15 protein-coding genes are annotated in these 12,454 nt (G+C 66.3%); 8 read left to right on the forward strand and 7 right to left on the reverse strand.

Annotation, left to right across the window (positions count from 1 at the left end):
• Positions 1 to 37 precede the first annotated feature (37 nt).
• From C936_RS0102695 to C936_RS0102710, 4 genes are all read right to left on the reverse strand, one after another.
• Positions 38 to 997: an MBL fold metallo-hydrolase gene (locus C936_RS0102695; protein WP_018175119.1), complete on the reverse strand. Its 960-nt coding sequence runs from the start codon at positions 995 to 997 to the stop codon at positions 38 to 40.
• A gap of 11 nt (positions 998 to 1,008) precedes the next feature.
• The gene (gene chrA / locus C936_RS0102700; RefSeq protein WP_018175120.1) at positions 1,009 to 2,361 is read right to left on the reverse strand and encodes a chromate efflux transporter; all 1,353 of its coding nucleotides are present in this window, start codon (positions 2,359 to 2,361) and stop codon (positions 1,009 to 1,011) included.
• Complete coding sequence (locus tag C936_RS0102705; RefSeq protein WP_018175121.1) at positions 2,358 to 3,329, reverse strand: chromate resistance protein ChrB domain-containing protein; 972 nt, start codon at positions 3,327 to 3,329, stop codon at positions 2,358 to 2,360. The genes chrA and C936_RS0102705 overlap by 4 nt, the downstream gene beginning before the upstream one ends.
• Positions 3,330 to 3,487: 158 nt before the next feature.
• Positions 3,488 to 4,501, reverse strand: coding sequence for a class 1 fructose-bisphosphatase (locus C936_RS0102710; RefSeq protein ID WP_018139826.1), 1,014 nt, complete (start codon positions 4,499 to 4,501; stop codon positions 3,488 to 3,490).
• 220 nt (positions 4,502 to 4,721) lie between these two features.
• On the opposite strand from C936_RS0102710, the gene C936_RS0102715 reads away from it, so the two are divergent.
• Positions 4,722 to 5,987: a 6-phosphofructokinase gene (locus C936_RS0102715; RefSeq protein WP_018139827.1), complete on the forward strand. Its 1,266-nt coding sequence runs from the start codon at positions 4,722 to 4,724 to the stop codon at positions 5,985 to 5,987.
• Here the strand turns inward: C936_RS0102715 and C936_RS14475 are convergent.
• Complete coding sequence (locus tag C936_RS14475) at positions 5,974 to 6,237, reverse strand: GDCCVxC domain-containing (seleno)protein (protein WP_081616835.1); 264 nt, start codon at positions 6,235 to 6,237, stop codon at positions 5,974 to 5,976. The genes C936_RS0102715 and C936_RS14475 overlap by 14 nt on opposite strands.
• Positions 6,238 to 6,393: 156 nt before the next feature.
• Here C936_RS14475 and C936_RS0102720 point away from each other — a divergent pair, with 156 nt between their 5' ends.
• From C936_RS0102720 to C936_RS0102730, 3 genes are all read left to right on the forward strand, one after another.
• On the forward strand, positions 6,394 to 6,831 hold the full coding sequence (locus C936_RS0102720) for a hypothetical protein (RefSeq protein WP_018139828.1): 438 nt from the start codon (positions 6,394 to 6,396) through the stop codon (positions 6,829 to 6,831).
• Positions 6,832 to 7,000: 169 nt separating this feature from the next.
• Positions 7,001 to 7,420, forward strand: coding sequence for a PA2779 family protein (locus C936_RS0102725; RefSeq protein ID WP_018139829.1), 420 nt, complete (start codon positions 7,001 to 7,003; stop codon positions 7,418 to 7,420).
• Between the two features lie 7 nt (positions 7,421 to 7,427).
• Positions 7,428 to 8,456 (forward strand): PA2778 family cysteine peptidase, encoded by a 1,029-nt coding sequence (locus C936_RS0102730; protein ID WP_038038486.1) that lies wholly within the window; start codon positions 7,428 to 7,430, stop codon positions 8,454 to 8,456.
• Between the two features lie 11 nt (positions 8,457 to 8,467).
• Here the strand turns inward: C936_RS0102730 and C936_RS0102735 are convergent, their stop codons facing one another.
• Complete coding sequence (locus tag C936_RS0102735) at positions 8,468 to 8,695, reverse strand: hypothetical protein (protein ID WP_018139831.1); 228 nt, start codon at positions 8,693 to 8,695, stop codon at positions 8,468 to 8,470.
• A gap of 142 nt (positions 8,696 to 8,837) precedes the next feature.
• On the opposite strand from C936_RS0102735, the gene coaD reads away from it, so the two are divergent.
• The 3 genes from coaD to ggt are packed head-to-tail and all read left to right on the forward strand — an operon-like array spanning position 8,838 to position 11,317.
• Positions 8,838 to 9,329 carry a pantetheine-phosphate adenylyltransferase gene (gene coaD, locus C936_RS0102740; RefSeq protein ID WP_018139832.1) on the forward strand — a complete coding sequence of 164 codons (492 nt, stop codon included), beginning with the start codon at positions 8,838 to 8,840 and terminating at the stop codon, positions 9,327 to 9,329.
• 33 nt (positions 9,330 to 9,362) lie between these two features.
• Entirely contained in the window at positions 9,363 to 9,611 is a 249-nt protein-coding gene (locus tag C936_RS0102745) for a YfhL family 4Fe-4S dicluster ferredoxin (RefSeq protein ID WP_012981508.1), read from the forward strand.
• Between the two features lie 2 nt (positions 9,612 to 9,613).
• A complete protein-coding gene (gene ggt, locus C936_RS0102750) occupies positions 9,614 to 11,317 on the forward strand; it encodes a gamma-glutamyltransferase (RefSeq protein ID WP_018175122.1) in 1,704 nt (567 codons plus the stop codon).
• A gap of 133 nt (positions 11,318 to 11,450) precedes the next feature.
• Here the strand turns inward: ggt and rpsT are convergent, their stop codons facing one another.
• On the reverse strand, positions 11,451 to 11,720 hold the full coding sequence (gene rpsT / locus C936_RS0102755; RefSeq protein WP_018863226.1) for a 30S ribosomal protein S20: 270 nt from the start codon (positions 11,718 to 11,720) through the stop codon (positions 11,451 to 11,453).
• 160 nt (positions 11,721 to 11,880) lie between these two features.
• Between rpsT and C936_RS0102760 the strand changes: the two genes are divergently transcribed.
• Entirely contained in the window at positions 11,881 to 12,411 is a 531-nt protein-coding gene (locus tag C936_RS0102760) for a DsrE family protein (RefSeq protein WP_038038483.1), read from the forward strand.
• The last annotated feature ends 43 nt before the right edge of the window (positions 12,412 to 12,454 follow it).

Genomic DNA, 12,454 nt, shown 5'->3' on the forward strand with positions numbered 1-12,454 from the left:
GCACTCGGTCCCGGAGGAAGGCAAGATCCAGCCCCAACTAGAACAGCGCGCTTTCGGCCTCTTGGTAGGCCAGATTCGCGTTGCGTGGCGCCAGGTCGTCGAAATCGGCCAGGTCCTGCCAGGGCGAAGCATCGAAGGAGCGGATGGCCGATTGCATGTCGGTGCCCATGTCCGCCGCCTCAAACATGTGGTCCCACAGCGCGCGCAGGTAATCGTGGGTTGCGTGGTCGAAGGTCGACAGTGCGCCCGGTTTCCCGTGGCCCGGGATGAATTTCGCATCTGCGTACTCATCCTGCAGGAGTTCGTAGGCCTCCAGCCAGCCCTCCATGCTGCCGTCGGGCAGGATGGCCAGCAGACGGCCGCCGTAGAGAACGTCGCCGGCAAACACGACGTTGTCGGGCTCGACCACCGCGATCAGGCTGCCGTGGGTGTGTGCGCTGCCCACATGACGAACCGTCAGCGTGACACCGCCCAGGTCCAGTTCCTCGCGATCTTCGACCATCACGTTCGGTGGTTCGGGATGTTCGGCGGAGCCTTCCGGTCGATCGAGCGCGTTCTCGAGCTGCATGGCGAACATCGAGGCGCTGCCCTGCATGCGGTCGATGGCCTCGGGAGCGGCCAGGATGTCGGCTCCCGCCTCGCGGAAGACGTCATTGCCCATGAAGCGGTGCGGCTGTGAGTTGGTGTTGATCATGTAGCGCACCGGCTTGTCCGTCGTGGCGCGGATATGCTCCAGCATCTCTTTGGCCATCTCCGGGGTATGGCCGGAATCGATCACGGCCACAGCATCTTCGCCGACCACGTAGCCGAGGTTCATGCGAAACCCCTGGTTCTCGGTGTCCGGCCCGCCGTACGGCCCGATCCAGGCATGGGCATGATCCGAGACGGCCTCGGGTTCTGGCAGGATCGGGGTCTCGCTGGCCGCAAGAGCCGGACCCAGCGCGAATGCCGCCAGGGCCAGGACCGACAGGCCCCCTTTTCGTCCTTGTTTCAGCATGTCAGGTACTCCTAGAGCAGAAGCTGATACCCCGCACCGAGGGCGGCACAGACAGCGATCAGCGGGATGATCCCGACCCGAAAGCGGGCAAGGGCGATAAAGGCAGCGATGCCCAGCAGCGCGGAGAACCATTCGAAGGCCCCCTCGAATCCGTCCGGCCACAAGACGTGCCAGGTAAAGAAGACCGCGAGATTGACGATCACCCCGACCACCGCAGCGGTGATGCCCGTCAGCGGCCCGGTAAAGTGCAGGTCCCCGCGGGTGCGCTCGACCAGCGGTGCGCCGACCAGGATGAACAGGAACGACGGCAGGAAGGTAAAGAAGGTCGCGACCAGCGCACCCAGCAGGGCGGCCAGAACGACTTGATCCGGCCCGAGAAAGGCCTGCGTCCAGCCACCGATGAAGCCAACAAAGGTGACCACCATGATGAGCGGCCCGGGCGTGCCCTCGCCCAGCGCGATCCCGTCGATCATCTGCGTCGGGCTCAGCCAGCCATAGGTCTCCACCCCGCCCTGATAGACATAGGGCAGTACCGCATACGCCCCGCCGAAGGTGACCAGCGCGGTCTGGGTGAAGAACTGCCCCATTCGGGTCAGCGTGGCGTCCCAGCCGAACACCGCGAGCAACGCGCCGAATACGGCGGCCCACAGGCCCAGACCCACCACCAGAAATCGGACGACCCGCAGCCAGCGAAACTGCATCCAGGGGGCGGGCGGCGTGTCGTCGTCCACCACCGCCGGGCCGCGGGCCTCGTGGGCGCCCTCACCGTGGGATTCGCCGCCACGAAAGCGCTCCGGCCACACACGGCTGCCCAGCCAGCCGAGGATGCCGGCGGCAATGATGATGTACGGAAACGGGATATTGAGCGCGAAGATGGCCAGGAAGGCCGCGATCGCCATCAACCACAGCAGGCCATTGTTGAGTACCCGTCCGCCGATGCGCCAGCCCGCGTAGACGATGATCGCGACCACCGCCGGCTTGATGCCATAGAACACGGCCTCCACCGCCGGCACATCGCCAAAGGCCAGGTACACCCAGGACAAACCGATCATCAGGAACAGCGAAGGCAGGATAAACAGCAGCCCGGCCATCAGGCCGCCGAAGGTGCCGTGCAGCAGCCAGCCGAGATAGGTCGCCAGCTGCTGCGCCTCGGGCCCCGGCAGCACCATCGTGTAGTTCAGCGCATGCAGAAAGCGGTTCTCGGAGACCCAGCGTCGGCGCTCCACCAGTTCCTCGTGCATCATCCCGATCTGCCCGGCGGCACCGCCAAAACTGATGAAGCCGAGCTTCAGCCAGTAGCGAAAGGCCTCGGCCCGAGTGGGCGGGTCGGGTCGTTGTGTCGAGGAGTGTCGGGGATCGGTCATCTGGGGTCGCGTCCGGATTGTTGCTCAAAGGCCTGGCGGAGGTCGTGCAGCACCGGTGTTACCCGGGCCAGCAGGGCATCGTCGTCCGTGCACTGCTGTTTGGCCCCGGTCAGGATGCTTTCGAAGCCCGCCGCCTCGGGGATGGGGCGGCCCCCGACATCCAGGAAATGCACCATCTCGGCGAGCCCGGCCAGACCGCTGTCGCGCTCCAGGCCGAAGGCGGCCAGCAGTACCTCGAACGTGACGCGGTCGCCGACGTGGGTGAAGGCGGCCCCGTCGAAGTCGAAGCCCAGGGCCTCGGTCGGGCAGTCGGCCGGGGTGGGAATCCAGACGAAGCGGGCTTCCGGGTCGATGAATTCGCGGATCAGCCAGGCACTGGCGACCCGGTCCACCCACATGGCCGCGCGCGTGGCCCACAGCCGGCCCCGGTAGTCCGCCAAGTCCAGCCGGGGGATTCCGGAATCCGGTGCGGGTGAAGGTTCGTCCGGCGAAAGCATCGACTGGGCCGCGGATTCGAGCCGGGCCAGCTGGGCCTCCAGTGGCCCGCGCCCGGGGCCCGGGAAGTAGTCCGTGCGGCGCAGCTGCTCCGCCTCGCGATGGACCTGGCGCAGGCGCTTGAGCAGTTCGGCCTCGCCCAGCCCAGGCAGCTGGCCCAGGAGGGTTTCGGCGCTGGTCTGCAGCGTGCGGTACTCGGCCTCGCGGTCGAACAGGCTGCGGTAATGCGCCTGCTCCTCGGCGCTGGCCGCCACCGGCAGGTGGTAGGCCTGGTTGCCCGCCGCCCGGGCGGATTCCGCCAGTTCCAGCAGAGCGTCGCGCAGATCCGAGCGATTGGGCAGCAAGTAGACCCCGTCGCGCAGCGTAGCGGCGCCCAGCGCCTTCAGCGCGCGCCAGAGCCGAACCCGGGTCGAGTTCTGCCCACTCTGAAAGGCGAGGATGAGCAGTTGCCAGTTGGTATCCGGAAAATCCATGTTACAGGTATAGCAGTAACGTAACGTCCGTTACAACCAATGGCTTCCGGGCACAAGAAAGCCCGGCGCCTTGCGGGGCCGGGCCTCTTGGAAGGCGCTGACTTGATCGCGCGTCCGCGCTCGCGCCAGCGTCTACCTGACTGCAAAGGGCGTAGGGATCAGCCCTCGTTGTGGTAGCCGGTGATGCGCTCCACTTCGTTCTTCGCGCCCAGGACCACCGGCACGCGCTGGTGGATGCCCTCGGGGCTGATGTCCATGATGCGCTCGCGCCCGGTGGTGGCGGCACCGCCGGCCTGTTCGACGATGAAGCTCATCGGGTTGGCCTCGTACATCAGGCGCAGCTTGCCGGTCGTGCCCTTGGCCTGCATCTTCGTATCCATCGGGTACATGAACACCCCGCCGCGGCACAGGATGCGGTGCACCTCGGCGACCATGGAGGCTACCCAACGCATGTTGAAGTCCTTGCCGCGCTCGCCTTCCTTGCCGGCCAGGCATTCGTCGATGTAGCGCTTGACCGGGGCCTCCCAGAAGCGGCTGTTGGACATGTTGATCGCGAACTCCTGGGTGTCTTCCGGGATCTGCACGCTGTCCTTGGTCAGCAGGAACTCGCCGAAGTCCTTGTCCAGGGTGAACATCTTCACGCCCTGGCCGGTGGTCATCACCATCATGGTGGACGGGCCGTACAGGCAGTAGCCGGCGGCGACCTGCTTGGTGCCCGGCTGCAGGAAGTCCTCGGTCTTGGGATCGGTGACGCCTTCCGGGGCCTTCAGGATGGAGAAGATCGTGCCGACGGAGACGTTCACGTCGATGTTCGAGGAGCCGTCCAGCGGATCGAACAGGACCAGGTAGTGGCCGCGCGGCTCGTTGGCCGGCATCTCGCAGATCTCGTCCATCTCCTCGGAGGCCAGGCCGGCGGCGTGGCCGTTGTGGCTCAGGCTCTCGATGAACACCTCGTTGGTGATGATGTCGAGCTTCTTCTGCGTCTCGCCCTGCACGTTCTCGGAGCCGGCGGAGCCGAGCACGCCGACCAGATCACCCTTGTCGACGAGGTCGGAGATCTTCTTGCACGCCACGGAGATGTCGTTCAGCAGACCGGTGAATTCGCCGGTTGCGCCCTGGATGCCGCGCTGGGTTTCGATGATGCAGTTGGTCAGAGTGGTGCCGATATGCATGATGCAATCCTGATGCTGTTGTGAATCGGGCGACACGGCGCGAAATGGGGCACAGCAGCCCCGTCGCGGGGCGAACGGCCCCGGCGCGCCGGGTGTCAAAGGCGGCATATTGTAGCAAAAGCACCCGGAGGGGCCGATCCGCAGCACTGATCGTGGCGTGACCGGCCTGGCACTGTGCTTGCTCGGCCTTCGGGGTCCAACAAAAACATGGAGGATTCGCATGCCCCAGAACGCGCTGTACGCCCAGTCGGGCGGGGTCACCGCTGTCATTAACGCCAGCGCCTGGGGGGTAATCGAGGCGGTCCGCGCCCACCCGGCCCATTTCGGCAAGATCTATGCGGCGCGGGACGGCATCCTGGGCGTCCTGCGCGAAGAGATCATCGACCTCGACCACGAGGACCCGCTGACCCTGGCCGCCCTGCGCCATACGCCGGGCGGTGCGTTCGGTTCCTGCCGCTTCGATCTGGGTGACCCCGACAAGGACCCGCAACAATACGAGCGCCTGGTCGAAGTCTTCCGCGCCCATGATATCGGCACCTTCTTCTACAACGGCGGTGGCGGCTCCATGGATACCGCCTTGAAGATCGCGAAGATGGGCGAGCGCATGGGCTTTCCGATCAAGGCGATTGGCGTGCCCAAGACGATCGACAACGACCTTGCCGTGACCGACTCCAGCCCGGGCTTTGGTTCCGCCGCCAAGTTCATCGCCACCGTGGTGCGCGAGGCCAGCCTGGACGTCGAGTCCATGCACACCAGTTCCACCAAGGTGTTCGTGATGGAGGTGATGGGGCGCCATGCTGGCTGGCTGGCGGCCGCGGCGGCGCTGGCGCAGGAGTTCGACGGCCAGCCGCCGATGCTGATCCTGTTCGCCGAGGTCCCGTTCGATCAGGACGACTTCCTGGATCATCTGAACCGCACCATCGAACGTCACGGGTATTGCGTGGTGGTCGTTTCCGAGGGGCTGAAGAATCCCGACGGTGGCTTGTTCTCGGTCGCGCAGAGCCACGATGTCTATGCCTACACCCAGCTCGGCGGTGCCGCCCCGCGCCTTGCCGAGCTGATCCGCGAAAAGACCGGGCACAAGCTGCACTGGGCGGTGGTGGACTACATCCAGCGTGCCGCGCGCCATATCGCGTCGAAGGTGGACGTGGAGCAGGCCTATGCCTGTGGCCGCGCGGCGGTGGAGGGGGTGGTCGCCGGCGAGGATGCCTTCATGCCGATCATCCGGCGTGACTCCAGCAAGCCCTATCGCTGGAGCATCGGCTTTACCCCGCTGGAGACCGTCGCCGATATCGAGCAGGGCATGCCGCGCAACTACATCACCCCGGATGGCTACGGCATTACTCAGGACGCACGCGACTACCTGCGCCCGCTGATCCAGGGCGAGGACGCTCCGCCGTTCGAGCGCGGCCTGCCCTGCTACCCGCGCATCCGCGGTGAGCTCTTGCCCAAGCGCTGCCCGCCGTACGAGGTCAACACCGACTAGTGTCGCCTGCCTGCTGCTCGGGTGCTTTGTTCGGCCCGCAGCAGCCGCCGGGGCCTTCTTGCTGGATGGGTGGGCAGGGCACGGTTCCGTAGGAACAGAAGACGCAGCAATCGCCCGGCAACGGCCTCAGCAGGGCACCGCAGCCGGTGCACTCGTAGAACCACTGGCAGGCATCGGTAGGCATGATTTCCCCTTTCTCGTGCCCGCATTCGGGGCAGGTCAGGGTCGACTCCAGGACGACTTCATTCATCTGCGTTTCAGGCGAAGGCGGCATGATGGGCAATGTACAAGGCGCCTGTGGGCGGAAAAACCCCGTGTGCTACCCGGAAACGGAGTAGCCAGTGCAAGCCGGGCGTCTAATCTGTGATAAAGGCCACGCAAGAGGGCCAGCCGAAGTCCAGAGACTGTGGAGGAGATCATGAAGAGCCAAACCCTGAACCGGACGCTGGCGGGCTTTGCGGCCGTCGCCTTGATGGGGGCTTTCGCCGCCCCGGGCACGGTGTCGGCCCAAGGTGCTTACTGGCTGGCGGCCGACGGTTCGCCCGACGATATCAAGGTCGAATACCGGCTGCGCGATCATGGCTGCGACAACGTCCGCGGTGAGTGGCGCGTCGTGAACGAGAGCGATGACTACGTCGATGTAACCGTGACCAAGACGGCCTACACCTGCCCCGGCGAGCTCGACGATGACGTACGCACCACGGTGCGTCGCTTCGGCACGATTGCGCCGGGCGACATGCGTGAGCGCACGCGTGACGACAGCGTCTGCGGCGGGGCCTGGGCGCGTTCGGTCGAAGTGCTCGAGTACGAGATCGAAAAGGTCGATCCGCCCGAAGAGAGTTGAGCCAGCTCGCGTTTCGTGGTCCGCGTTTCCCTGACCGGGGCTTGATAGCGTGACCGGGCGCGAAAAAATGAGCGGCCCGGGGCTTGGCGAGCAGGTGCCGGCGGGTACACTTAAGTGGTGTCACCCCGGCGGATTGCCGGCCCTGTTCAATCGAAAAAGGAGTTCGACCATGTCCCACGCACCGCATCGTCGTTGGTTGTCCGCCCCGGCCGCTTTCCTGATCGCAATGGCGCTGGCCCTGCTGCCCGCGACCCCGGCCTTTGCCGGTGCGGGAATGCTGGACACCGGCTCCATGATCCAGCAGGCCAGCGCGGATGACACCCGCGCTCAGCTGCTCAAACAGCTGGATGATCAGGCCGTTCGCGAGAAGCTGGTCGAGATGGGCGTGGACCCCGACCGGGCCCAAGAGCGCGTCGCCCGCCTGACCCCTGAAGAGCTGGCCCACCTCGAGGCCCGCATGGAAACCGATCCGGCCGGTGCCGCCGGCGTGGTCGGCGTGGTTGCCATCGTGTTCGTCGTGCTCGTGATTCTGGACGCGGTCGGCGTGACCGACATCTTCTCGTTCGTTGGCCCCGCCCGCGAACGCTAGGTCTCTCATGACACCTGCGTACTGGCGGCGAGCCTCCGGGCTCGCCGCGCTCGTTTGCGGCCTGTTGGCCGTGCTCTGGCTCAGTGGCTGCGCCACGGCGCCACAGAGCGCGCAGCTCTCCAGTCAGGTCCCGGAAGACATCCCGACCCGCGTGGAGCTGGAAGACACCCCGTTCTTCCCGCAGGAGGATTACCAGTGTGGTCCGGCGGCGCTGGCCACGGTGCTGGGTGCGCGCGGGATCGACGCCTCGCTGGAAGAACTGATCGACGAGGTCTACATCCCGGCTCGCGAGGGCAGTCTGCAGGCCGAGATGCGTGCCGCCGCGCGTGCCCGTGACCTGGTCGCCTACCGCGTCGAGCCACAGCTGGAGTCCATCCTGCGCGAGGTGGCCGAGGGTAACCCGGTGGTGGTGTTCCAGAACCTCGGGGTCGCGATGTTCCCCGAATGGCACTTTGCCGTGGTGATGGGTTACGACCTGGAGGAGCGCGAGGTGTATCTGCGCAGCGGGCCTATCGAGCGCCACGTGAATTCGTTCGCCCGCTTCGAGCGCACCTGGGCGCGCGGCGATCGCTGGGCCTTCCTGGTGACCGAGCCGGATCAGCTGCCGGCCACGGCCGAGCCGCTGCGCTGGCTGCGTGCCGTGAACGAACTGGAGCAGGTGGGGCGTCTGGGCCCGGCCGCCACGGGATATCAGACCGCGATGGAGCGCTGGCCGGAACACCCGATCGGCTATGTCGGGCGGGCGAATGTGGCCTTCGCCCAGGGCGACCTGCTAACGGCGGAGGACACGCTGCGCCAGTTGATCGAACGGGACCCGCAACGGCACGAGGGCTGGAACAACCTGGCCCATGTGCTGATTGCCCGCCAGTGCGGCGAGCAGGCCCGCGAGGCTGCCAGTTGCGCGGGTGAACTGGCCGGTCCCGGGAGCTATGCGCCTACCCTGGGGGCGGCGGCCGGGGCGCCTGACGACGGCGATCAGTGTCGCGCCCTTCCGCCCTGCCCCGCGGCGCTGGAAGCACGCGCGCCGCAGGAGTAGCGGGCGGCCCGTCAGGCCTTGCGCTTCTCCAGGGTCTGTTCGGCGTGCTTGAGGACCAGCCCGAGGTTCTGTTTCTCGACGTCCGTGACTTGCGGGTCTTCCTTCACGGCGTGGCGCAGGTGTTCGACCAGTTGCGCCAGTTCCTCGCGCGAGATCTGGTGGAAGTTGAACCCGCCCCCGTAGCGGGCCTCGAGCTGGTCCCAGTAATCGGCGAGCGGCGGACGGTAGTCATCGGTCATCGGTAGCCCTTGGCGGCGGTGGACGAGACGGGGCAGTGTAAAGCCTGGCCCGGCGATTTCCGAACATGCCCGGGTGGGGGTGTTTGGTTTGCCCCCACCCCTTGCGGTCTAATACGGGCCTTGTTCCCTGCTGGCTGTTGGCATGTCCCAAGTCACTGCGATCTACCCCGGCACCTTCGACCCAATCACCCACGGGCACACGGATATCGTGCGCCGAGCCGCGCGTCTGTTCGATCGTGTGGTGATCGCGGTGGCCGCCAACCCGAACAAGGGGCCAGCCTTTCCGCTGGAGACGCGCGTCGCGCTGGCCGAAGAGGCAGTGAAGGGGATCGACGGGGTCGAGGTTCAGGGCTTCAACGTGCTGCTGGCCAAGTTCGTTCATGCCCAGGGGGCCAACGTGATCCTGCGCGGCCTGCGCGCGGTATCCGATTTCGAGCACGAATTTCAGCTGGCGGCCATGAACCGTCAGCTGGCCCCCGAGGTCGAAACGCTGTTCCTGACGCCGGCGGAGGAATACAGCTTTGTCTCCTCCAGTCTGGTACGGGAAATCGCCCGTTTGGGCGGTGACGTCTCAAAATTCGTAAGCCCCGGCGTGGCGCGCATGCTGGCCGAACAAAACGGCGAGACCCGCTAGCCGGGCCCTGCGACTGGATACGAGGACAACCCCATGGCTCTGATGATCACCGACGAATGCATCAACTGCGATGTCTGCGAGCCCGAGTGCCCGAACGAGGCCATCTATCCCGGTGACGAGATCTACGAGATCGACCCGGAGCGCTGCACCGAGTGCGTCGGGCATTACGACGAACCGCAGTGCCAGGATGTCTGCCCGGTCGATTGCATCCCGCTGGACCCTGACCGCAAGGAAACACGCGAGCAGCTACAGGCGAAGTACGAGAAGCTGATGGGCGCGTAACGATGCTCGCGCGCCTGCTCCCCGCCGCCCTGGCTGCCACCCTGCTGGCGGCACCCGTTCAGGCCGAGGGGCCCGGCCAGGGGGCAGTGGCCTCCGCCCACCCGGAGGCCACTGCGGCGGGCGAGCGTATCCTCGCCGCCGGGGGCAACGCGTTCGATGCCGCCGTCGCTGTAACAGCGGCCCTGGGTGTGGCCGAGCCCTATGGTTCCGGCCTCGGCGGCGGTGGGTTCTTTCTGCTCTACGACGCGGCGAATGATCGCAGCGTGATGCTGGACGCCCGCGAGACCGCTCCGGGCGAGGCGCATCGCGACATGTACCTGGACGACGATGGCGAGGTGGTCGAGGGTCTTTCGCTCGACGGGGTCCTCGCCGCCGGGATCCCCGGCATGCCCGCCGGGATCGACCACCTGTCCCGCCACTACGGCAGCCTCCCGCTTGGCGATGCGCTGGAGCCGGCCATCCGCCTGGCCGAGGACGGGGTCGAGGTGGGCAGCCGTTACAACCAGATGGCCAGCTTCCGCCACCAGGCGCTGCGGGACGGCGCCGATGCGGCGCAGATTTTCCTCGACAACGGCGGCGTGCCCGACGCGGGCATGCGCCTGGTGCAGCCGGATCTGGCCGACACCCTGCGTCTCTTGGCCGAAGAGGGTCGCGACGGTTTCTATACCGGCGCCCTGGCCGGGCGCCTGGTCGAAGGGGTGCGCGAGGCCGGCGGCATCTGGACGCTGGAAGACCTTGAGGGCTACGAGGCCGTCGAGCGCGACCCGATCCACATCGAATATCGGGGTGCACGGATTACCACGGCCTCGCCGCCGTCCTCGGGCGGCGTCGCCCTGGGGCAAATCCTGAACATCCTCTCGTTCTACGACCTCGAAGAGCTGGCCCCGGACCTGCGCGCGCATCTGACCATCGAGGCGATGCGCCGCGCCTACCGTGATCGTGCCGAGTACCTGGGCGATCCGGACCATGTCGACATGCCGCTGGAGCGGTTGTTGTCGCGCGACTACGCGGCAGGGTTGCGCGCGACCATCCACCCGGACGAGGCCACGCCCAGCCGCTACCTGCCGCTATCGGTGGACCCGCAGGCGGATGTCCCGGACCCGGCGCAGGCCACCGAGAGCCCGGAGACGACCCATTTCTCCGTGATCGACGCCGACGGTAACCGTGTGGCCGCCACGCTGACGTTGAACTACCCGTTCGGCTCCGGCTATGTGGTGCCCGGCACCGGGGTCCTGCTGAACAACGAGATGGACGACTTCTCGGCCAAGCCGGGCGAGCCCAATGCCTACGGGCTGATCGGTTTTGATGCGAATGCGATTGCCCCGTATCGGCGGCCCTTGTCGAGCATGAGCCCGACCTTTGTCGAGACCGATGATCGCGTGGCGATCCTGGGCACCCCGGGCGGCAGCCGTATCATCACCATGGTGCTGCACGGCATCCTGGGTGTGGTGGAGGGCCTGGATGCGGAGGCGATCGTGGAGCAGCCGCGCTATCACCACCAGTACCTGCCGGATCGCGTGGAACACGAGACCAGTGCATTCGATATGGAAACGCGCGGGCAACTGGTGTCGCGCGGCCACCGCCTGGTGCCTCAGGTGCGCCCCTTCGGCGACATGCAGGCGATCCTGTGGGAGCGCGGGGAAGGGCGGCTGGAGGCAGCCTCCGACCCGCGTGGCGAGGGCGGCGCCCGCGTGCTCTCCGAGTAACCAAGTTCGCGGTTCGCGCCCAGCTGCCATGTTTTCCTGAAGCGAGCCACGCAAAAAGCCGCGCCCGGATCATGTCCGGGCGCGGCTTGGCAGGCAATCCCGTTCGGGGCTGGGCCCCGAACGGCCGGGGCATTTAGCCCTGGGCCAGGTCGCGGATGCGGGCGTTCAGGCGGCTCTTGTGGCGCGCCGCCTTGTTCCGGTGGATCAGCCCCTTGCTCACGGTCGCGTCGATGACCGGCACGGCCTTCTTGTAGGCCTCGCTGGCTGCCTGGGCATCGCCCTGCTGCAGCGGCTTCAGTACGGCCTTCATGGCCGTACGGAAACGGGAGCGAAGCGCCACGTTGTGAGCGCGATTTTTGACCGCCTGACGGGCCCGTTTACGGGCAGAAGCAATATTCGCCAAAGTACTTCCCTCGCGTTGATGCGCTAGGTTCTGGAAAAGGCGGCAGAGCATACCGCTGGCCCCGGTTCGCGTCAACCTTGTGCCGCTGGGGTTCTGGATGGCGTCGCGGGGTCGTGGCGTCTACTGTATAAGACACGACAACCCCACAAGGAGAACCACGATGTTTCCGCTCCCCCGCGCCGCTCGAATGGCACGCCTGCCCGGTTTTGCGATGGCCCTGATGCTGACGGGTCTGCTGTTCGCCGCGTTGGCGTTCACGCCCCGTGCCGAGGCCATGGAGCCCGAGGCCAAGGTGGTATATCACGCCGATTTCGCCGATCCCCGGCGTTTCTCCGCGATGCTGACCAGCATCAACAATATGATGACGCACTACCAGGACGAGTTCATGGACGTGGATGTGCGCATCGTGTTCGTCGCACACGGCATCCGTTTCCTGACCGATGACGACCTCGACGGCTCGCCCTTCGAGGCTGATGAGGAGCTCCATGAGCAGCGCGATGAGCTGCGTGGTCGCCTGTCCAGCCTGGTCAGTTCTCACGGAGTGAAACTGGAGCTGTGCGAGATCACCCGTAGTCAGATCAATCTCGACGAAGACCTGGTGTACGACAACGTCGAGATGGTGCCCTCGGGCGTGGTGCGTATCGCCGAGCTGCAGAACGAGAAGGGATTCGCCTACATCAAGATCGAGTAACCGGCGCCGCTGAAGGCAGTCTCAAGCCCCGCCTCGGCGGGGC

Source organism: Thioalkalivibrio sp. ALJ4 (assembly GCF_000377225.1).
In the GTDB taxonomy this organism is placed as follows: Bacteria; Pseudomonadota; Gammaproteobacteria; order Ectothiorhodospirales; family Ectothiorhodospiraceae; genus Thioalkalivibrio.

Bases quoted from the DNA above. Each gene is read 5' to 3' on its own strand.
- coaD (WP_018139832.1), top strand. From the start codon at position 8,838: ATGTCCCAAGTCACTGCGATCTACCCCGGCACCTTCGACCCAATCACC.
- C936_RS0102735 (WP_018139831.1), bottom strand. From the start codon at position 8,695: ATGACCGATGACTACCGTCCGCCGCTCGCCGATTACTGGGACCAGCTC.
- C936_RS0102695 (WP_018175119.1), bottom strand. From the start codon at position 997: ATGCTGAAACAAGGACGAAAAGGGGGCCTGTCGGTCCTGGCCCTGGCG.
- C936_RS0102760 (WP_038038483.1), top strand. From the start codon at position 11,881: ATGTTTCCGCTCCCCCGCGCCGCTCGAATGGCACGCCTGCCCGGTTTT.
- ggt (WP_018175122.1), top strand. From the start codon at position 9,614: ATGCTCGCGCGCCTGCTCCCCGCCGCCCTGGCTGCCACCCTGCTGGCG.
- chrA (WP_018175120.1), bottom strand. From the start codon at position 2,361: ATGACCGATCCCCGACACTCCTCGACACAACGACCCGACCCGCCCACT.
- C936_RS0102715 (WP_018139827.1), top strand. From the start codon at position 4,722: ATGCCCCAGAACGCGCTGTACGCCCAGTCGGGCGGGGTCACCGCTGTC.
- C936_RS14475 (WP_081616835.1), bottom strand. From the start codon at position 6,237: ATGAATGAAGTCGTCCTGGAGTCGACCCTGACCTGCCCCGAATGCGGG.
- C936_RS0102730 (WP_038038486.1), top strand. From the start codon at position 7,428: ATGACACCTGCGTACTGGCGGCGAGCCTCCGGGCTCGCCGCGCTCGTT.
- C936_RS0102745 (WP_012981508.1), top strand. From the start codon at position 9,363: ATGGCTCTGATGATCACCGACGAATGCATCAACTGCGATGTCTGCGAG.
- C936_RS0102725 (WP_018139829.1), top strand. From the start codon at position 7,001: ATGTCCCACGCACCGCATCGTCGTTGGTTGTCCGCCCCGGCCGCTTTC.
- C936_RS0102705 (WP_018175121.1), bottom strand. From the start codon at position 3,329: ATGGATTTTCCGGATACCAACTGGCAACTGCTCATCCTCGCCTTTCAG.
- C936_RS0102710 (WP_018139826.1), bottom strand. From the start codon at position 4,501: ATGCATATCGGCACCACTCTGACCAACTGCATCATCGAAACCCAGCGC.